The organism is Halomonas sp. PAMB 3264 (assembly GCF_031954245.1).
Classification (GTDB): domain Bacteria; phylum Pseudomonadota; class Gammaproteobacteria; order Pseudomonadales; family Halomonadaceae; genus Vreelandella.
Genome location: NZ_CP134866.1, coordinates 306616 through 326566, shown reverse-complemented (window position 1 = coordinate 326566; position 19951 = coordinate 306616). Strand labels below are relative to the sequence as shown.

The following is a 19951-nucleotide window of genomic DNA, read 5'->3' as shown; positions in this document are numbered from 1 at the left end:
TATCGATGAATGCCTGTGACCTGAGCGCCGTCGAGGCGCGACGTTTGATGAGTACCAAAAAGCTCTCCGCCGTGGAGCTGACCGAGAGCTGTCTGGCCCGTATCGAAGCGATCAACCCTGCCGTCAACGCGTTGGTGGCCCAGGATGTCGACGCCTGGCGCCAGGGCGCGAAGAGCGCCCAGCGCGCCATCGACCAGGGCGAGCGTCTCGGGGCACTGCATGGCCTGCCGCTGTGCGTGAAGGATATGGTCGATGTGACCGGCCTGCCCACCACCTTCGGCAGCCGGATCTACGCCGACAACGTCGCCCAGGGCGACGACCCGATGGTGGCGCAACTGCGCGAGGCCGGCGCGCTCATGGTCGGCAAGACCAACAATCCTGAATGGAGCGCCGGGGGCAACACCCGCAACGCCGTTTATGGTGCGACCGCCAATCCGTTCGACGTGACTCGCTCCGCCGCGGGCTCCTCCGGCGGCTCTGCCGTGGCCCTGGCCTGCGGCATGGCACCGCTTGCCACCGGCTCCGACACCGGCGGCAGCCTACGCAACCCGGCGGCGTTTTGCGGCGTGGTGGGCTTTCGACCCACTCCTGGGCTCGTGCCGGGCAACCGTGCCCAGGCCTGGCTTCCGATGTCGATGAACGGCCCCATGGCGCGCACCGTGGAGGACGCCGCGCTGATGCTTTCGACGATGATTCGCCCGGACCGCCGCGATCCCTGGACGCCGGTGGTCGACGGTCAAGCCGTTCACACGCCGGCAGCGTTTCGTCAGCTGCCCCGAGTGGATCTCTGCAGTCAGCGCGTCGCCTTCACGCCGGACTTCGGCTTCGCCATGACCGAAAAACTCGTGCGTCGAAGCTTCAGCGACAAGCTCGCCCGCTTTGGCCACGTGTTCGGCCGGCTCGACGACACCCACCCGGAATGCCCGGAAGCCGACGACACCTTCGCGGTGATTCGCGCGCTCTGCTTTTCCGGCATGCACCGCGAGCTCTTGCAGCAGTACCCGGAGCTGGTCGGCCCCAACGTGCGCGACAACGTGCGCGAGGGCGAAAGCTACTCGGCGCTCGACGTGGTGCGCGCGCTGACCAACCAGCAGCACCTCTACCGCCACTGGCAGACGTTTTTCGAGCATTACGACTTCGTGCTCGCGCCTACTACCACCATCAGCCCGCGAGACTGGCACGAACTCTACCCCACCGAGATCGATGGCGAGCCAACCCAGAGCTACTACCACTGGCTCTCCATGGCCTACGCCTCGACGCTAGCCGGCCACCCCTCAGTGACGCTGCCAACCGGTCGCGACGAAAGCGGCCTGCCCTTTGGGCTTCAGATCATCGGCCGGCGCGGCAGCGACCTGGAGACCCTGGCCTTCGCCCGTGAGCTCGAAACGCTGTTCGAGGACGACGCCGCGCTGGCACGCCCCCGGGTCGATCTGGACTATCTGATGGAGGCGGCGCCACTGAAGAATGCCGAGGGCTTCATGGGGTTCTAGCGCGAACCTGACGCTTTACTTACGCCGACTGAACAAAAGGACACCGTATGGCCGACCACGCCCTCGACCACTGGCAGACGCTCGCCCGCGCCGGCACCGACCCGCTGCTGCGCGCGCTTACCCAGCGCGAGGCGACCTTCTGGGTCAACTCGAAACGCACGATGTTTGAGAGCGTTCGCGACACGCTGCCGCTGCGCGCGGCGGACATCGACGAAGCCGCCGCACGGCTTGAGCGCTTCGCCCCCTACTTCGCTCAGGTGTTTCCGGAAACCGCCGCGGCCGGGGGCATCATCGAGTCGCCGCTACACCGCGCCGATACACTCTCCTTCGCCGCCGCCCAGCGCTGGCGGGTCTCCGCGCCGGCAAGCCTCTGGATCAAGTGCGATAGCCACCTGCCGATTTCGGGCTCGATCAAGGCCCGAGGCGGCTTTCACGAAGTGCTGCTCCACGCCGAAACCCTGGCCCTGGAGCACGGACTGGTTGCACTCGCCGACGACTACGCCTGCTTCGCCACGGCGGCGTTCAAAACGCTGTTCGCGCACCACTCGATCGTGGTGGGCTCGACCGGCAATCTGGGGCTGAGCATCGGCATCCTGAGCGCCCAGCTCGGTTTCAAGGTCACGGTGCATATGTCCGCCGACGCCAGGCACTGGAAGAAGGCGCTGCTGCGCGAGAAAGGGGTTGACGTAGTCGAGCATCCGTCCGACTACAGCGTCGCCGTTGCCCAGGGTCGTGAGGAAGCGCTGGCCACACCGCGCTGCCACTTCGTCGACGATGAGGACTCGACGGCGCTGTTTCTCGGCTACGCCGTCGCCGCCCGGCGCCTGGCACGCCAGCTCGACGCAGAAGGCATTCGGGTAGATGCAGAGCACCCGCTGATCGTCTACCTGCCCTGCGGGGTCGGCGGCGGCCCGGGCGGGGTCGCCTTCGGTTTGAAACACGCCTTCGGTGACGCAGTGCACTGCGTGTTCGCCGAGCCCACGTCGTCACCCTGCATGCTGCTGGGCATGGCCACCGAACTGCACAACGCCATCAGCGTTCAGGATATCGGCCTCGATAATCTCACCTGCGCCGATGGCCTGGCAGTCGGGCGCCCCTCGGCGTTCGTCGGCACGCTCATGGAGCCGATGCTCGACGCGCTCTACACCGTCAGCGACGAGGAGCTCTACGCCCTGGTCGCCCTGACGCAAAAGCACGAAAAGCTGGCGCTGGAACCCTCCGCCGTCGCGGGCCTGCCGGGCTTCGCGCACCTGGCCCGCGCCGACCGCGCCACGCTCGACACCCTCGGCCTTGCCGGCCACCTCGCCAAGGCCACCCACCTGGTCTGGGCCACCGGCGGCTCGATGGTGCCCGAGGAGCAGATGCGGGAGTATCTGGACAAGGGCCGCGCGGCGCTGTCCAGGGCCGAGGCGCCCATCGCCTAATCGGTCTGCGGATGCGAGCCCAGCAGGGCCTCGCGCCGCCCCGCCGGCCGCCGCAACCAGAACGTCATCAGCACTACCGCCAATAACACCTCGGCCAAGTCGCCGCCGTAGTACATCCACTGGGCGGCGGCCTGGACGTGCTCGAGGGTGTGGCCGGTGTCGCGGGGAAAGCCCCATCCGTACATCAGCTTGCCCAGCAGGCTGTGGGTGGCGATCGCGGCGAATAGCACGATCAGACGAAAGCGCAGGCTTAGCCGGTGGGGCGAGGCGTCGGGCTCGGCGAGGATCGCCCAGCAGAAGAGATACCCCGCAAGCAGAAAGTGCAGGTGAATCATGTAGTGAAGCAGGGAGTTTTCCAGCGAGGCGGCGTAGAGCGGCGTCAAATAGAGTACGTACATGCCGCCCACGTTGAGCAGCGTTGCGGTGACCGGGTGGGTCACCAGGCGCATGAAACGGCTGTGCAGGAACCTCACCATCCATTTCCCGCCCGCCTGGGGCAGCGTTTTGAGTAGCAGCGTCATCGGCGCGGCCAACACCCAGAAAAGCGGCGCAAACATGCCGATCAAAAGGTGCAGCGTCATATGGCCGACCAGATCACCATGCGCCCAGGCCATCAACGAAGGCCAGAAGGCAATGGCCAGAAGTGCGCTGCCAAGAAGGAAAAAGCCGCAGCGCCAGAGGCTCCAGCCAGACCCGCCCGCCCGCTGAAGCCCGGCCGCCGCCAGATACTGGCAGGTGACGAGCACGACCAGTAAAAACGGCAGCCAGTCGAGCGGCGAAGCGGGGTGGCCGGCGTGCATTCAGCGCGCGGGCAACACGCGGGCGCGGCGCCAGAACCACGCCCCGATCAGCAGAAACCCGATCGCGAAGGCATTCCAGACCAGGTCGTACATCAGCGGGTCCACTCCGTAGCGAATCTGGTGCAGACGTAAAATCTTGTGGTTGATGAGGCCGTCGAAGAGCTGAAAGCCGCCCATCCCCAGAAAGAACCCCGCCTTCGCCCAGGCCACGCTCAAGCGTCCCCGCTGGGAAAGCTCCAGCAGTAGAAACACGCCGACCACCACCGCCAAGAGCTCAAAGGCGTGCAAAAGGCCGTCGGAAAGAATGCCGAACGCGGGGGTGGAAAAGTCGAAAAAGTGGTGCCACTGCAGCAGCTGGTGAAAGACGATTTCATCGAGCGCCGCCATGGCGCCGATGCCGACCAGCACCGCCGCCCAGCGCGAGCGCTCGATGTCATGGATATCACTTTTGTTCGCATCATACGTCATGGGCGCGCTCCCTGGTGTCGCTATCAGCGTAGGCAAGGCGCCGGGCGAGCGCCACCGCGGCGCGGGCCGTGATTGCCCTACTTTGCAGCGCTCTCTAGAATGGCCGGCGTCGGTGTTCCGTACGGAACTTGATAGGGAATCCGAAGCGCTTCGCGCGAACCGGAACTGCCCCCGCAACTGTAGGCGGCGAGCAATGCTCACACGTGCCACTGGACATCCGTCCGGGAAGGCGAGCTAGCGACGACCCGTGAGTCAGGAGACCTGCCGACGCATCCTCACAACCAGGCCGCGCCATACGCGCGCCGATCATGCACGGGAGTGTACATGATGTTGAAGCGATCCCCGGCGCTGGCCCTGGCAGGGCTGTGCGTCTCTCTGGGCGCGCCCCCGCACGCCCAGGCCGCCACCGCCTACCCGCTAACGCTCGAAAGCTGTGGTCACGACATCATCCTGGAAAAGGCGCCGGCGCGCGTGGTCACCATCGGCCAGGCGCCGACGGAGATGCTCTACCTGCTGGGCCTTGAAGAGCACGTGGCGGGCACCTCGCTCTGGGTCAATCCGGTGCTCGAGACGTTTGCCGAGGCGAATGCCGACGTCGAGCGGTTGTCCGACAACGCGCCGAGCTTCGAGAGCGTGCTGGCGCAAGAGCCGGACCTGGTGATATCTGCCTACGAGTGGATGGTCGGCCCGGCCGGCGCCGTGGGTACGTCCGCGATGTTCGACGACGCCGGCGTGCCGCTCTGGACGCTGCCCACCGAGTGTGTGGGCAAGGACAACCATCAGAGCATGGATGGCGCCCGCGAACGCCTGTTTGACCCGGCGCTGGTGTACCAGAGTATCGAAACGCTGGCTGATATTTTCGACGTTGCCGAGCGCGGCGAGAGCGCGGTGAGCGATCTTCAGGCGCGAGAAACCGCCGCGATCGAGGCCGCCCAGGCACTCGATTTATCGAATGAGCTTCGCGGCGTGTTCTGGTACTCCTCGGCGGACCTGGGGATCGATCCGTACGTTGCCGGCGTCAACAGCGTGCCGGACTGGATGATGACGACGCTTGGCATCGACAACGTGGTGCGTATTGATCAGGAGTGGCCGACGGTGGGCTGGGAGAGCATCGCCCGCGCCGACCCCACCTTCATCGCTGCCGCGCGCATGGATCGGCGCCGCTTTCCCGCCGACGACATCGCTGTGAAACGCGAATTCCTGCAAAACGATCCGGTCACCCGGCTGCTCGAGGCCGTCGAGCAGGACCGGCTGGTCGAGATCGACGCCCACGCCATGGATCCGTCGATTCGCAGCATCTACGCCCTCGAGACGCTGGTCGAGGCGCTGGCCGAGATGGATCTGTCGTCCTGATGGGGGCGACACGTATCGGCGCAGGTTCCGCGCGGTGGGTCTGGCTGATGCCGCTTTGTTTGATCGCGGCGCTTTTGGTCGGCGCCTCGATCGGCGAGACGCGCATCCCGCTCTCTACCGTGCTGAACGTATTGGCGAGCAAGCTTGGCATGATCGACCGGCCGCTTTCCACCCTCGACGAGGCGATCGTGTGGCACTACCGCCTGGCGCGCGCCGTCGTGGCGGCGTGCTGCGGCGCGGGGCTGGCAGTGTCCGGGGTGATTCTGCAGGCGCTGTTACGTAATTCGCTGGCCGACCCGTACCTGCTGGGCATCTCGGCGGGCGCTTCCACCGGCGCGGTCACGGTGACCGTGGCGGGCCTCGGGGCGGGAATGATCTCGATGTCCATGGGCGCCTTCGCCGGGGCACTTGCCGCCTTCAGCTTCGTGGCGCTGCTGGCGCATCTGGCCGGCGGCGGCCAGGGCGTGCGCGGCGCGGGCATTCTGATTCTCGCCGGTATCGCCGGGGCGCAGCTGTTCAACGCCTTGACCGCCTTCATCATCGCCCACTCCGCCAACGCCGAGCAGGCCCGGGGCATCATGTTCTGGCTGCTGGGTAATATGTCCGGCGTGCGCTGGCCGGACGCCTGGCTGGCGCTGCCGGTGGCGGGGGCGAGTCTAGCGGTGGCGCTTGGGCAGGTGCGCTCGCTCGACGCCTTCGCCTTCGGCGCGGAAAGCGCAGCCTCACTCGGTGTGAATCTGCGCGCGACGAAGGGGCTCTTGATCGGCACGGCGGCGCTGGCGACGGCGGTGATGGTGTCGATCACCGGCGCGATCGGCTTCGTCGGGCTGGTGGTGCCCCACGCCTGCCGGCTGCTGGTCGGCGTGCGCCACCGCCGGCTGGTACCGGCGACTGCCTTGTGCGGGGCGGTGTTCATGGTGCTGTGCGATGTCGTTTCCCGGGTGGTGATTCCCGGCCAGGTGCTGCCCATCGGTGTGATCACCGCGCTGGTCGGCGCGCCGGCGTTTGCCTACCTGATGGTGCGGGGGCGGCAATGAGTCAAGCCACCCCGCCGCTACTGAGCGCCCAATGCGTGAGCTTCTCGGCATCCGGGCGCAGGCTTGTCGACGGCGTCGATCTCGACGTCTTTTCCGGCGAAACCCTGGGCGTGATTGGTCCCAACGGCGCGGGCAAGTCGACGCTTTTACGCCTGCTGGCCGGGCTTTTGCCGCCAGGCCTTGGCGAGGTGCGCTTCGAGGGTACGCCGCTTTCGCGCTTGAGCCGGCGCCAGATCGCCCGGCGCATGGCGCTGGTAGCGCAGCAGGCGGACACCGACGAGCGGCTCACCGCCCGCGACGCGGTGGAGCTTGGTCGCACGCCCTGGCTTGGGCGGCTGGGCCACTGGCGCGCCGAGGACACCGCCGCCGTCGACCGGGCACTTGGCGCGGTGGAGATGGAGGCGCTGGCCGACCGGCTCTGGGCCTCGCTTTCCGGCGGCGAGCGCCAACGCGTGCACATCGCCCGCGCCCACGCGCAACAACCGCAGCTGATGCTGCTCGACGAGCCCACCAACCATCTCGATATCCACCACCAGCTCGCCATTCTGGCGCTGATCAAGGCGCTGCCGATCACCGCCGTGGTCGCGCTGCACGATCTGTCTCACGCGCTGCGCTGCGACCGGGTACTGGCGCTTTTGGAGGGCCGCGTGGTGGCGCTCGGCCCGCCGCGTGAAGTGCTGACCCCCACGCTCTTGCGCGCGCTGTTCGGCGTCGAGGCGCGGCTGGTGGACGACCCTGAGGGCGACATACCGCTCATCGCTTTCCGCCGGCTCTGCTGAAGGCGCCCACGCGGCCGGTTTCTCGAAGGGTGGCACTAGCCGCTATAATGAAACGTCAGACGCGCCCCGCCTCACTTGTCCGGGCCTTCTCCCTCTTTCAAACGAGCCTTTCATGACCCGCGTCGCCCTTTTCGTGGATACCCAGAACGTCTACTACACCGCGCGCGACGCCTTCGGCAAGCACTTCGACTACAGCGCCTTCTACCGCCGGGCGAGCGCCCATCGCGAGGTCGTCGCGGCCTTTTGCTACGCCACCGACAAGGGAGATTCGGGGCAGCGCAAGTTTCAAAACGCGCTGCGCCATATCGGTTTCGAGGTCAAACTGAAGCCTTTCATTCAGCGCGGCGATGGCTCCGCCAAGGGCGACTGGGACGTGGGCATTACGCTCGACGCCATCGAGTACGCCGAGCGGGCCGATGTCATCGTACTGGTGTCGGGCGACGGCGACTTCGACCTGCTGGCCGAGAAGATTCGCCGGGTGCACGGTAAGCGCGTCGAAGTGTACGGCGTGGCCGCCCTCACCGCCGCCTCGCTGATGCGCGCGGCGAGCGAGTTCGTGCCCATCGAGGGCGAACTATTGCTCAGCTAGACTGACCAAGCCAGGCATCGATTTCACGAATGATGGTCTCCGGGTGGGTCATGTGAGTGCAGTGCCCGACGCACGGTAGCTCCCGGAGCGTGCTCTGCGGCATGCGCGCATGCATGTAGCGCCCCACCGCGGGGCTTGCCAGTGAGTCGACCTGGCTTTGCAGCAGCAGCGCCGGAGGCGTCACACGGGGAAGCAGGTGCCGGTAGTCGGCGAAGAAGGTCGCCCTGGCGAATACCTTGGCCACGACTGGATCGGTGGAGCAGAAGCTTTCCGAGAGCTCGCCGATCAGCTGTTCCGAGCTTTCCGGGCCCATCACCAGCGGCGCCAGATAGTGAGCCCAGCCGATGTAGTTGCGATCCATCAGCTCGATCAGTTCTTCGAGATCGGCGCGCTCGAAGCCGCCCTGGTACTCCGGCCCCACGTTTAGAAAACAGGGCGAGGGGCAGATCATGATCTGGCTGGCAATACGCTCGGGGATCTCGAGCGCCGCCAGCTGCCCGATCGTGGCGCTGACGGAGTGGCCGACGAAATGAACGTCGCTTAAATCGAGCGTCTTACAGATCTCCACGACGTCCTGCGCGTACCCCTCCAGCGTGGCGTAGCGCGCCTGGCTGAACGCCGACAGCTGCGAGCGCCCCGAGCCGACGTAGTCGAACAGCACCAGCGTGTAGCGCTTTGAAAGCGCGGGCACGACGTACTGCCACACCCGCTGATCGCAGCCGAAGCCGTGGGCCAGCACGAGCGTTTTTGCCCCTTCTCCTGTCACGGTCACGTTATTGCGCGCCGTGATGGATGTCCTGTTCAGCAAACCCAATGACTCCTCAATTATCCTGTGTGCCGTGCGCTTGTGTGCCGTACTTTTGATCAAACTCGCTGTGTGTCCACCGCTCGACCCAGCCGGGGAACTCGTCAGCGGGCATGGGGCGGGCGATATAGTAGCCCTGGCCCGCTTCGCAGCCCAGCGCCACCAGCTTTTGACTGTGCTGCAGCGTTTCCACCCCTTCGGCGATCACGCCGCACTCGAAAGCGCCGGCAAAGCCGATCACCCCCTTGAGGATCGCCAAGTCGCCGGGGCGAGTGAGCATGTTCTGCACGAAGCTGCGATCGATCTTGAGCGTATCCACGGGCAAGTCGCGCAGCTGGCTCAGGGAGGAGTAGCCGGTACCGAAATCGTCCAGCGACACCTTGAGCCCCAGCGCGCGGCAGGCGTTGATGATCATGGCCGCCTGCGCCGCATCCTCGATCGCGCTGGTTTCCAGCACCTCCAGTTCGATATTTGCTTTCGGCACCTCGGGTACGTCCGCCAGCATCGTGCCCAGCTCCTGCAAAAATTGCGGATGCTGTAAATGGTAGCCATCGATATTGATGCTGACGCTCAGGTTCAGGCCCTGTTCGCGCCACGTCTGCATTTGCAGCAGCGCCGTCATGATCACCCAGCGCCCAAGCCGAATGCCGCTTGGCGTGTTCGAGAGCACCGGCAAAAACGCCTGCGGGCCCAGCAGGCCCTGCTCGGGATGCAGCCAGCGGATGAGCGCCTCGGCGCCCAGCACCTCCCCTGTTCGCATGTTGACCTTGGGTTGATAGAAGAGCCGAAACTGTTCGGCGACCAGCGCCTCGTCGAGGCCTGAAAGCGCGGCATGGCGTTCTTTCTGAACGATCTCGCCGTCGCTGTCGAAAAGGCAGACCTGGTTCTTGCCCGCCAGCTTGGCCTGATACATCGCCTGATCCGCTTGGCGAATCAGCTGGTCGGGCTCCAGCGTGTTGGACTGCGGATAAAACGTGATACCGATACTGGCCGAAAGACTCAGCGACACGCCATCGATCAATAGCGGCGCTGCCAGCCGTTGCGTCAGCCGGTTCCAGATCGGCTCATCCAGCGCCCGGGAAAAGCGGCCATCGAGCACCACGACGAATTCGTCGCCGCCGAACCGTGCGACCAGATCCTGCTGGCGCAGCGTGTCGGCCAAGCGCCTGGCGGCCTGCTGCAGCGCCTTGTCGCCGGTCTCGTGGCCATGGCGGTCGTTGATCGCCTTGAAGCCGTCCAGATCGATGAGCGCCAGCGCGAAACCGGCGCTCCCCGGGCGGGCGCGGTCGATCTTGTGATCCAGATGTTTGCTCAAGGCTGCCCGGTTGGGCAGCCCCGTCAGCGGGTCGGCGTGCGAGAGCGAACGCAGAAGCGCCACCTTCTGCTCCAGCAGTTGCTGGGTCTTCTTCAGTTCCACGTAGAGCTGCTCGGAGCGCTGGGCATTGGCGATGCTCCAGAAACAGCGCTGACAGGCGTCATCGTGCACTGCGCTGACCATCACCGGCAGGCTCTGGCCACTGGGCGACCTCATCGTCAAGCGAATCTCTTCGCACTGCCCCTCTCGCGCCAGCGCCGGAACGATGAACGACTCACAAAGAATCTGCGACGCCTTGCTGAAAAGATCGAACAGCTCCCTCCCCGCCAGCGCCGCGGGCGAGTGGCCATACTGCTCCATCATGTACTGATTGCTGTAAAGCACCCGGCGCCGCGCATCCGTCACCAGGCACCCCACCGGGAATTCATCTAATGAGAGCAGGCTAGGTGTGTACATGGCGGCGCGGGCCTTAAAAACGAACTGGCGAGTTTAAATGGGGCGGCGATCATCCGGGGAAAAACGAGGTGTTCCATCGCGTCTGCCAACGTAAGGAATTGATACAATAGGGCAGGTTTTTACTCTCCCCGTGCACCCTGAAAGACTTATCTTAACTTAATACTAAAGCGTGAGTAATCCTTCATCGAAGCAGATGACCACCGGGGATGAAGGTAGCTACGCTATCGCCAAGTGCCCCTATTTAAAGCGCGCGGGATTCCCCAGAAGGTCAACAATTACCTTAACGGTTTCTGTTAGAGCGTCAAACCCGGAAGAGTAAAGCGCAAGAGGTATCGCCCTTTTTCTCGCCTTGGCGCCGCCGCATAGGGCGAGAAGTGCCCGACACGTGAGCCGTCCGCCAAGCCGTTGCTCGCTCCAGCACGTAGCTTCGTTTCGCATCGTGCGGATCAGGCGCGCTTGTTTACCGTTATCCGTAAACGACCTTGTTGTCACAATGGACAATTATCCGAAGAAACCTTTATAGTACCTTTTAATGAGAAAAATTAAATTCCAATAAGGAAACGAACCCATGAAATGTTTCGCAAGAACCTATTTTGCGGCGGGCTTGGTGATCATTCTTTCAGGCTGCGCTACGCCCTCAAAGCCCCACTGGTACAAAGAAGGTGTAGATAAGGAAATCACTCGAAGCGCTCTTGCCGAATGCCGATATGAAATTGGCATGCGCGATCTCTCAGCGCAAAAAGAGCAGGAAATGCTTCGCTACTGCATGGAGCGCAACGGTTTTAGACTCAGACGCTAATTATAGACAGCAGTCTAGCGGCTACCTTATTTATCATGGCAGCCCGCTCAAATGAGTCATCCAACGAGGAAAAGCTTCATGCAGTATGTCATCACGGCCTACGACTTTACCGATGAAGACGCCCTTTCACGCCGAATGGCGAATCGTGAGGCGCATTTAGCAGGGGTTAAAAAGCTGATCGCACAAGGACGCTTTTTAAGCGGCGGTGCGATTCTGGATGACGAAGGGCAAATGATCGGCTCCACGATTCACGTCGCTTTCGAGAATCGTTCGGCGCTTGACGAGTGGATCGGCCAGGACCCCTATACCCTGGGCCGGGTTTGGGAAACCTTGGATATCCGCGAAGTACGCCTCGTGCCGGTCGACGCGTGAACGTACTTCTCTAAAACGCCACCGCCCCGTCGACATCGAGCCGACGGGGCGGTGAGAGCGCTATCCTAAAGCAGCGCTATGATTTACGCTCGGCGTTTACTGGCCGCCTTTGAACTCGTCAAGGCCGTAGCTGCGCTCCATTTCGCGCTGGTCACCATCGAAGCCGCTGACTTCGACCGAGCCGTCCTCATCGAGGTCGATATCTTCGAAGCGGTCAAAACCGTCCTGGCTTGCGCGGTCGAGCACGCTGTTGAGCTGCTGCTCGTCCAGCCCCCAGGGCGCGACCTGGGTCGGGGTGGACGACTGCTCGTCCAGCCCCCAAGAGGCAACTTGGGTCTCGCTAGACGACTCGTGCATGACTTCCCCGCTTTCGACGTTAAGCGTCAGCTCATACCCTTGGCCGCCGGCATCCCAGCCTTCGACCTCAAACTCCATCGCGCCGCGTTCTTCATCGATTTGAATTTCACGAAACAAGGCGACACCGGCGTTGTTGGCTTGCTCAATCATGTTGGCAAACGTTGCCTGGTCGAGCGCTTGTTGGTAGTCGTCCTGCTCGGCCATGGCAGCTTGACCAAGACCCAGCGTGGCGATGGCGGTGATAGCGAGTGCGATTGCTGTCTTTTTCATGGTGACCATCCTTTTTCAATGAAATGACGCTTCGCTGTACAAGATAGCTTGTTGATGCTGGGCTGTCTCATTCAGTGGAGAGCACTCTACGGCGCGCTAACTTACTCGCGCGTGATGCATACGTTCACATTGCGTTCACACACCGAGACGTCACCTGCGGACTCGCTGTGCCTTGATTTTTTCATGCTGCACTCCGTTTGCCTCCTTATAGGCCGGAGAATATTGACGGCGCATGCACCTATTTTAGGGAATGGTTACGCAGGCAAACCGCTCCCTTACGTACGAAAACTACAAATTTTGATAAAAGGTGAAAAATGACTCTTCGTTATTCGACTAATTAATCATATGAGCAAATGATCAACCCGCCTTATATTCATGCAATTGATACACAAATTCGCGATACCAGCTTTAAACATGCAATCCATGCACGCCATAAATACCTTAAAAATACTATAAAATTTGAGTTTAGATATGCATTTCAACAAGTTGGACCTTAATCTACTGGTCGCCTTGGACCATATGCTAGCTCTTCAGTCGGTCAGCCAAGCGGCAGAGCGTATGAATCTTACCCAATCTGCCATGTCAAACGCCTTGACAAGATTAAGAGGCTACTTCGATGACCCTCTCCTTGTGCAGGTAGGACGTCGAATGGAACTAACCCCCCGCGCGCAATCAATGAAGCACTCTGTACGCGATATTTTGGTACGTGTAGAGGCTACAGTATCGACAGATATCTTATTTGACCCGAGTCAATCTACCCGCAAATTTCGTATCATCCTATCGGATTTCGTCATGTCCACGTTGATCCCCAGGGTGCTAGAACTAATCGATATAAAGTCAACAGGTATTTCGTTCAGCTTTTTACCTCAGATTGAAACACCTCACTTAGCGATCGAAAAAGGCGATGCCGATCTGTTGGTGGCGCCTGAGCCACTCCTCTCGACCGAGCATCCTAATGAGCACCTTTTCAATGAAAGATACGTATGCATAACGTGTGCTCAAAGCCGGCATCATGGCCAGGAAATGAACCTGGCACGCTACTGCGGCGCACGCCATGTAAAGATGGTACCTTCGACTGGAGCTGCAACGTTTGAACAAAAGTGGGTTGAAAAACTGGGTATAGAACGCGACATCGCTTTAACCAGCTATACGTTTTCTTCGCTTCCTCACTTGATTATGGGCAGCGACCGTATTGCCACTGTGCACGAGCAACTTGCAGAGACTTATAAAGAATCATTACCCATAGATATTCACCCTCTTCCCTTCGACATTCCTATGCTTGAAGAACGTATTCAGTGGCATGCCTATCGTGATCAGGATCCCGGTATTCAATGGTTAGTAGAAATGATGAGGCGAGCAGCAAAGGAGCTTCTTTAACCTATCGTCGCTTTCCTGAGGGGGCCATAAAATGATGATTGCCAAGGCATGCCGTTATCGGTCAGCACTACTGTCAGGATATTAAAGGGACTCTTCTCTTCCACCCGCTTAATGAACGCCCGTGCATCCTTCATGGGCTGGCTGTGCCCGACTTTCCGATACACCCAGCACCCTGAACGATCGGTAGCCACGTACAGGTGTTTCTGCTGCTCGGCAGGCATCTGGGGGAGGTGCTTGGATGACGAAGGGCGCATGATCGGCTCTACGATTCACGTCAATTTCGAGAATCGTTCGGTGCTTGACGAGTGGATCGGCCAGCCCCCCTATACCCTGGGACGAGTATGGGAAACCTTCGATATCCTCCAAGTACGCCTCGTGCCGGTCGACGCTTGAACGTACTTCTCTAAAACGCCACCGCCCCGTCGGCGTTGAGCCGACGGGGCGGTGAGAGCGCTATCGTAAAGCAGCGCTATGATTTACGCTCGACGTTTACTGGCCGCCTTTGAACTCGTCAAGGCCGTAGCTGCGCTCCATTTCGCGCTGGTCGCCGTCGAAGCCGCTGACTTCGACCGAGCCGTCTTCATCCAAATCGATATCTTCGAAGCGGTCGAAACCGTCCTGACTTGCGCGGTCGAGCACGCTATTGAGCTGCTGCGCGTCCAGCCCCCAGGGCGCGACTTGGGTCTCGCTGGTCATTTCGTGCATGACCTCACCGCTTTCGCCATTGAGCGTCAGTTCAAACGCTTGGCCGTCGGCATCCCAGCCTTCGACTTCAAACTCCATCGTGCCGCGCTCTTCGTCGATCTGTAGCTCACGAAACGAGGCGACACCGGCGCTTTCGGCTTGCTGGATCATGTCGGCAAACGCGGCCTGGTCGAGCGCTTCCTGATAGTCGTTCTGGTCGGCCATGGCGGCTTGGCCAAGACCCAGCGTGGCGGCAGCGGTAATAGCGATGGCGATTGCTGTCTTTTTCATGGTGATCATCCTTTTCAATGAAATGACGCTTCGCTGTACAAGATGCCTGTTGGTGCAGGGCTGTCTCATCCAGTGGTGATCACTCTACGGCGCACTACCTTACTCGAGCGTGATGCAGACGTTCATATTTTGTTCACACTCCGCAACCCGGATTTCCCCTTCGCCACGCATGTGCGCAGGTCCCTGACAGCGGCGTTCATGCCTTGCAGAATTAAAGATCGTCGGTTACGGGTCGATTTAATAGGCCGGGGGCATTTCACTTTTCTTACAGGTTACCGAGCGCTCAATGACCGAAAACGCATCGACACCTTTCAGGAATGACGCGCACTACGCTGCCGCTACCCGGGGCGCCTCGCGGGTATTCATTGGTGTCATCTGCGCACTGTTTCTGGCAGCGGGAGCAACGCTCGTTTATCTGGCGCTTTCCCTGGATGCTCATCAGGTGCGCCAAAGCGAAGTCTACGCCGCAAGAGCGCTCCAGAGCCGCGAGGACAAGACCGGCACGGCACTGGCGGACTACGCGTTCTGGCTCGACGCCTATCGCTATACCCAGGATACCATCGATACGAACTGGACCTTCGAGCGCGACAATATCGGCCCGTCGCTCTTTGAGACGTACGGCCTGGAAGGCGTTTTCATTGTGGGGCCAACGGGCGCAACGCGCTACGCCGTTGTCAACGGCGCCCGCAGCGATGTCACCGCCCGCGACTGGATCACGGGCGATTTGGTAGCGCTGCTTGACCGCGCTCAAACGGCCTCGCTGGAAGATGATATTTCCTACGCCTACTTTTCGGTCAACGGCACTCCCGCCATTACCTACGCCGCCGTCATCCGGCCGGACAGCACTTATCAACAGTTCGATCAGCTCTCCTACCTGGTGTTCGTCGATATATTGGGCAAGGCCGACCTTCTGGAGCTCGCGCAGGATTTCAACCTGCGCGAGCTGGCGGCGGTACCGGGTATCACTCGGGCGCCCTCCCCCTCGCTGGCACTCCAAAGAGGGATCGGCGAAGGTGTCACCTTTCAATGGAAAAGCGAAGCGATGGGCCGCTCGGTTCTGGTTCGCTTTTTGCCAATGCTGTTGCTGCTGGGCGTTCTGACCACGCTGCTGATCGTGCGCCTGCGTCGACGCGTTCATCAGGCGAGCGAAAAAATAGAGCGGGCGCAGCACGAATTGCGTATCAGTGAGCAGCGGTTCAAGAACATCTCCGAGGCGTCATCGGACTGGATCTGGGAAACCGACGCCCAACAAACGCTGACCTATCTCTCCGAGCGCTTTGCGCAACTCACTGGCCTTGCGTGCCACGACTGGATTGGCCGCCCCTTGGGTGACCTGCTCGGCCACGACCCTGCCAGGCTTGCCTCTGCGGCGAAACACGGCAACGCGCCTGGACGCAAGCCGATAGCCTGTGACCTGCGCGACAGCCAGGGCCAGCGGCGCCATTGCCAACTCTTCGCCTGTGAAGTGCGCGAGGCGCAGCGGCTTCAGGGCTATCAGGGCACCGTGTGCGACATCACCCCAGAAATCGAGGCGAGAGCCCACATCGAGCACATCAGTCATCACGATGCGCTGACCGGACTGGCGAACCGCCACTACCTACATGACTATCTCGATCACTGCCCTGGCATCAGTGCAAGCGCCAGCCAGCCGATGTTCCTGTTTGCCCTGGACCTTGACCGCTTCAAACCGGTTAACGACACGTTCGGTCACGCTGCCGGCGATACCGTGCTCAAGGAGGTAGCCCGCGCTATCCGCCGCTGCACTCGTGAAAACGATTTCATCGCACGTCAGGGGGGCGACGAGTTCGTCATCGTGGCCCCCGATTGCCATACGAAGGAGCACGCCGAGCGTCTGTGTCAGCGCATGATCGAGCAGATCAACCAATCGATTAGCCTCGGCGACAGCGAGGTCAACATAGGCACCAGTATCGGCGTTGTCGCCGCCCCGGAACATGGCTCCAGCGCCGAGGAGCTCTTACGCTACGCCGATATTGCGCTTTACGAGGCAAAAGCAGGCGGCCGTAACCGCTTCTGCTTTTTTGAGCCGACGATGACTGAGCGCCTTATGGAGCGCCGGCAGCTGGAAATCGATATGCGTCAGGCGCTTTGCCGGGGCGAGTTTCGCATCGTTTTCCAGCCGCGTTACGACGCGCTCTCGCAAGCGGTGCTGGGCGCCGAGGCGCTGGTGCGCTGGGCGCATCCGACCCGCGAGCTGCTGAGCCCCGCCTGTTTTATTCCTTTAGCCGAAGAGACTGGATTCATCTTCGAGCTCAGTGATTGGGTGCTGCGAGAAGCTTGCCAAAATGCCCTGTCCTGGGAGGAGGCGCTGATCGTGTCGGTGAATCTCTCCGCCGTGGAGTTTCAGCGCTCGGATCTGGTCGAGCGTATCGATCGCGTGCTCAGGGAAACCGGCATCGCGGCACACCGACTGGAGCTTGAGATCACTGAAAACGTCATGCTCGAGGACGCTACGTCCGCGCTGACCACCATGCTCGAGCTCAAGGCGCTTGGGGTACGGCTGTCGATGGACGACTTCGGCACCGGCTACTCTTCGCTGAGCTACCTGCGCCGCTACCCTTTCGACGGCATCAAGATCGATCGCAGCTTCATCATGGGGCTGGATCAGTCGCAGAGCAGCCAGGCCATCGTGGACGCCATCATCAGCATGGGCCACGCGCTCTCCCTGACCGTTACGGCGGAAGGGATCGAAACCGCCGAGCAGCTGGGCCGGTTGACGGCGCTCACTTGCGACCAGGCACAGGGCTTCTACCTGGCCAAGCCCATGTCACCAGAAAGTTTTCAGCGCCTTCTCACAACGCCGACCAACCCGTAATGTAACCACCGCCGCCAGCACGGGTTTATCTCTTTAGCCACGCGAGCGTGGGCCGCACCCGTTTGTCTTGCGCACCAATGTTTTAACGCTCAACGCCGTCAAACGGGTAAGATGAGCGCATGCGCTCGCCTCTCTCTTGCTGGCGCAGCGTATCGGCATCTTTTTCCCGTTTGGGGCACAAGGAGCGTGGCTCGCTATGGTTCGACATCGCACACTGCTCGAGAGCGTTCTGCTCCTGATCCCCCGACTTGCGGCCTTCGCCTGGCGGGTGCTCACGCACTTTTTGCACAACCGCGGCATCCTGCTGGCCGGCGGCGTGGGCTACAACATCCTGCTTTCCATCGTGCCACTTTTCGCCCTGCTGGGCGTGATGCTGACCCGCGTGGTGGACGAGCAGCATCTGCTCAACGTGCTCTCGGTGCAGGCACGCCACTTGGCCCCAGCGCACGCCGAGGTGGTGATGGACGCGGTACGCGGGCTACTGGATTCGCGCGATGTCATCAGCATTCTGAGCTTTCCGATTCTGCTGCTTTTAAGCTCGTTTGCCTTTCGCATGCTCGAAGACGCGCTGGCGCTGATCTTTCACACCTCGGAAACCCCACAGCGGCGCCTCTGGGTATCGGTGCTGCTGCCTTACGCCTTCATGCTGGTACTCGGCGCGGGGCTATTGGCGCTCACGCTGGTCGTCACGCTGATCAGCTCGCTCAATACGCTGGCGCTGGCGCTCTTTGCTCAGCAACTGCCGCTGGCCGGTCTCTCCGGGCCGGTGCTCAACCTGATCAGCTTTTTTGGGGTGTTTCTGCTCTTCAGCGCCGTCTACAAGATTCTACCGGTGGTCAAGATCGCCCTAAAGCGCGCGATCATCGGCGGCTTCGTCGCCGCGCTTTTGTGGGAAGGGGTCCGGCTCTTGCTGGTCTACTACTTCGCGCATCTATCCTTCGTCAACGCCATCTACGGCTCGCTGGCCGCGCTCATCATCGTGCTGCTGAGTCTGGAGGTTGGCGCCATTATCTTGCTACTCGGCGCGCAGGTGATTGCCGAGCTCGAGCGTAACTCGCGGCTGGGGCTCAAGTGGTACGTGGATCCGGATCGGGCGGCGATTAGTCGGGTGGAGTGAGAAGGGAAAACACAAAAAAGCCCACGACAACGTCGTGGGCTTTTTAGCAATTCTGGCGCGCCCGGCAGGATTTGAACCTGCGACCCTCGGCTTCGGAGGCCGATACTCTATCCAACTGAGCTACGGGCGCGTAGGGGGCGTATCCTACCTGTGTGGGCGGGCGCTGTCCAGCGGCGGGCGGTTTTAGACGGGGGTCGCATTGCCGCCCGAGGCGCCCTGGGGCATGCTGAACGGGCACGCTTTTCGCAACCCATCGGGAACCCAATAACATGAAAAAATTCACGCTGAGCACGCTGACCCTTGCGGTCTCTCTGGCGGCGGCGGGCAGCGCCCACGCCAATGATTTCGACGACATGGACCCGGTCACGCTGCGTCTGGCCCACGTGGTCAACGAGCAGGACGGCTTTCACATGGCCGCGACCAAATTCGAGGAGCTGGTAGAGGAGCGCACGGGCGGCAAGGTCGATATCGAGATCTACCCCAACGCGAGCCTCGGTGACGAGCGCACGCTGCTCGAAGGCATGCAGATCGGCACGGTCGATATGGGTGTGATCACCAACGGGCCGGTGGCCAACTTCGTCGAGGAGATGGCGGTATTCGAGCTGCCCTTCCTCTTCCCCTCCCCCGAGGCCGCCTACCGCGTGCTGGACGGTGAAATCGGTCAGGAGCTTCTGGATAAGCTCGCGGACGTGAACCTGAAGGGACTGGCCTATGCCGAGCGTGGCTTTCGCAACCTGACCAACAGCGAGCGCGCGGTGAATACACCGGACGATATGGACGGGCTGCGCATCCGCGTGATGGAGAACCCGGTCTACACCGACACCTTCCGGGCGCTGGGCGCCAACGCGGTGCCGATGGCCTGGACCGAGGCACTCACCGCCATGCAGCAGGGCACCATCGACGGGCAGGAAAATCCGGTCAACGTGATCCACTCCTTCAACCTGGAGGAGACCCAGAACTACATGACGCTGTCGCGCCACACCTACGCGCCGGCGATCTTCGTGATGGGCCTGCCCGCCTGGAACCAGCTCCCGGAAGCGGCTCAAACGGTATTGGAAGGCGCCGCTCAAGAAGCTGCGGAGTACGAGCGCGCGCTCAACGCCGACATGGAAGCCGAGCAGCTCGCCTCGCTCAAGGAGTCCGGCATGCAGATCAATGAATCGCCGGATATCGAGGCCTTCCAGAGCGCCGTCGAGCCGATCTACGAGCAGTACGGCGAACGCTTTGGTGACTACCTGCCGCGTATTCGCGAGGCGATCGCCCAGTAGGCGTTTTCGCCAGCGTCACAAAAAAAGGCCACCGTCGCGGTGGCCTTGTCGGCTCCAAGCGCCTCGA

The 19951-nt window shown here is 61.8% G+C and carries 19 protein-coding genes, 1 tRNA gene, 1 pseudogene and 1 riboswitch; of the genes and pseudogenes, 14 read left to right on the top strand and 7 right to left on the bottom strand.

The features are described 5' to 3' along the window. Positions 1–5 precede the first annotated feature (5 nt). The gene (locus RN347_RS01505) at positions 6–1490 is read left to right on the top strand and encodes an amidase family protein (RefSeq protein ID WP_311959575.1); all 1485 of its coding nucleotides are present in this window, start codon (positions 6–8) and stop codon (positions 1488–1490) included. A gap of 47 nt (positions 1491–1537) precedes the next feature. Further along, positions 1538–2914: a D-serine ammonia-lyase gene (locus RN347_RS01500; RefSeq protein WP_311959573.1), complete on the top strand. Its 1377-nt coding sequence runs from the start codon at positions 1538–1540 to the stop codon at positions 2912–2914. On the opposite strand, the gene RN347_RS01495 is transcribed toward RN347_RS01500, so the two are convergent. Together RN347_RS01495 and RN347_RS01490 are read right to left on the bottom strand one after the other, a co-directional pair. Further along, positions 2911–3714 carry a cytochrome c oxidase assembly protein gene (locus tag RN347_RS01495; protein WP_311959571.1) on the bottom strand — a complete coding sequence of 268 codons (804 nt, stop codon included), beginning with the start codon at positions 3712–3714 and terminating at the stop codon, positions 2911–2913. The two genes, RN347_RS01500 and RN347_RS01495, sit on opposite strands and share 4 nt — an antisense overlap. Beyond that, positions 3715–4182 carry a DUF2243 domain-containing protein gene (locus RN347_RS01490; RefSeq protein ID WP_311959569.1) on the bottom strand — a complete coding sequence of 156 codons (468 nt, stop codon included), beginning with the start codon at positions 4180–4182 and terminating at the stop codon, positions 3715–3717. It lies immediately after the preceding gene. Between the two features lie 93 nt (positions 4183–4275). Next, positions 4276–4466, top strand: a riboswitch (cobalamin riboswitch). Between the two features lie 40 nt (positions 4467–4506). On the opposite strand from RN347_RS01490, the gene RN347_RS01485 reads away from it, so the two are divergent. From RN347_RS01485 to RN347_RS01470, 4 genes are all read left to right on the top strand, one after another. After that, complete coding sequence (locus RN347_RS01485; protein ID WP_311959567.1) at positions 4507–5535, top strand: ABC transporter substrate-binding protein; 1029 nt, start codon at positions 4507–4509, stop codon at positions 5533–5535. After that, positions 5535–6572, top strand: coding sequence for an iron ABC transporter permease (locus RN347_RS01480; protein WP_311959565.1), 1038 nt, complete (start codon positions 5535–5537; stop codon positions 6570–6572). The genes RN347_RS01485 and RN347_RS01480 overlap by 1 nt, the downstream gene beginning before the upstream one ends. Then, on the top strand, positions 6569–7351 hold the full coding sequence (locus tag RN347_RS01475; RefSeq protein ID WP_311959563.1) for an ABC transporter ATP-binding protein: 783 nt from the start codon (positions 6569–6571) through the stop codon (positions 7349–7351). The genes RN347_RS01480 and RN347_RS01475 overlap by 4 nt, the downstream gene beginning before the upstream one ends. Before the next feature lie 112 nt (positions 7352–7463). After that, positions 7464–7940, top strand: a complete 477-nt coding sequence (locus RN347_RS01470) for an NYN domain-containing protein (RefSeq protein WP_311959562.1) — start codon at positions 7464–7466, stop codon at positions 7938–7940. On the opposite strand, the gene RN347_RS01465 is transcribed toward RN347_RS01470, so the two are convergent. Continuing rightward, positions 7933–8748, bottom strand: coding sequence for an alpha/beta hydrolase (locus tag RN347_RS01465; protein ID WP_311959560.1), 816 nt, complete (start codon positions 8746–8748; stop codon positions 7933–7935). The genes RN347_RS01470 and RN347_RS01465 overlap by 8 nt on opposite strands. 13 nt (positions 8749–8761) lie before the next feature. Then, positions 8762–10516 carry an EAL domain-containing protein gene (locus RN347_RS01460; protein ID WP_311959558.1) on the bottom strand — a complete coding sequence of 585 codons (1755 nt, stop codon included), beginning with the start codon at positions 10514–10516 and terminating at the stop codon, positions 8762–8764. A gap of 568 nt (positions 10517–11084) precedes the next feature. Between RN347_RS01460 and RN347_RS01455 the strand changes: the two genes are divergently transcribed. Together RN347_RS01455 and RN347_RS01450 are read left to right on the top strand one after the other, a co-directional pair. Further along, positions 11085–11315, top strand: coding sequence for a hypothetical protein (locus RN347_RS01455; protein WP_311959556.1), 231 nt, complete (start codon positions 11085–11087; stop codon positions 11313–11315). 78 nt (positions 11316–11393) lie between these two features. Next, positions 11394–11687, top strand: a complete 294-nt coding sequence (locus RN347_RS01450) for a YciI family protein (RefSeq protein WP_311959554.1) — start codon at positions 11394–11396, stop codon at positions 11685–11687. A 96-nt stretch (positions 11688–11783) separates the two neighbouring features. Here the strand turns inward: RN347_RS01450 and RN347_RS01445 are convergent, their stop codons facing one another. Beyond that, entirely contained in the window at positions 11784–12314 is a 531-nt protein-coding gene (locus tag RN347_RS01445) for a PepSY domain-containing protein (protein ID WP_311959552.1), read from the bottom strand. 471 nt (positions 12315–12785) lie between these two features. Between RN347_RS01445 and RN347_RS17100 the strand changes: the two are divergent. The 3 genes and pseudogenes from RN347_RS17100 to RN347_RS01430 all read left to right on the top strand — a co-directional run. Next, positions 12786–12926 (top strand): annotated as a pseudogene (locus RN347_RS17100) (LysR family transcriptional regulator); the annotation flags it as partial. A 36-nt stretch (positions 12927–12962) separates the two neighbouring features. Beyond that, a complete protein-coding gene (locus RN347_RS01440) occupies positions 12963–13691 on the top strand; it encodes a LysR substrate-binding domain-containing protein (RefSeq protein ID WP_311959550.1) in 729 nt (242 codons plus the stop codon). Positions 13692–13943: 252 nt separating this feature from the next. Beyond that, the gene (locus RN347_RS01430; RefSeq protein WP_311959548.1) at positions 13944–14084 is read left to right on the top strand and encodes a hypothetical protein; all 141 of its coding nucleotides are present in this window, start codon (positions 13944–13946) and stop codon (positions 14082–14084) included. A gap of 96 nt (positions 14085–14180) precedes the next feature. Here RN347_RS01430 and RN347_RS01425 read toward each other — a convergent pair whose 3' ends face one another. Beyond that, complete coding sequence (locus RN347_RS01425) at positions 14181–14666, bottom strand: PepSY domain-containing protein (protein ID WP_311959546.1); 486 nt, start codon at positions 14664–14666, stop codon at positions 14181–14183. Between the two features lie 286 nt (positions 14667–14952). Here RN347_RS01425 and RN347_RS01420 point away from each other — a divergent pair, with 286 nt between their 5' ends. Then, positions 14953–17499, top strand: a complete 2547-nt coding sequence (locus RN347_RS01420; protein WP_311959544.1) for an EAL domain-containing protein — start codon at positions 14953–14955, stop codon at positions 17497–17499. Positions 17500–17695: 196 nt separating this feature from the next. Further along, positions 17696–18616 (top strand): YihY/virulence factor BrkB family protein, encoded by a 921-nt coding sequence (locus RN347_RS01415; protein ID WP_311959542.1) that lies wholly within the window; start codon positions 17696–17698, stop codon positions 18614–18616. A 53-nt stretch (positions 18617–18669) separates the two neighbouring features. Here RN347_RS01415 and RN347_RS01410 read toward each other — a convergent pair. Next, positions 18670–18746, bottom strand: a tRNA-Arg gene (locus RN347_RS01410). A 139-nt stretch (positions 18747–18885) separates the two neighbouring features. On the opposite strand from RN347_RS01410, the gene RN347_RS01405 reads away from it, so the two are divergent. Beyond that, a complete protein-coding gene (locus RN347_RS01405; protein ID WP_311959540.1) occupies positions 18886–19884 on the top strand; it encodes a TRAP transporter substrate-binding protein in 999 nt (332 codons plus the stop codon). The last annotated feature ends 67 nt before the right edge of the window (positions 19885–19951 follow it).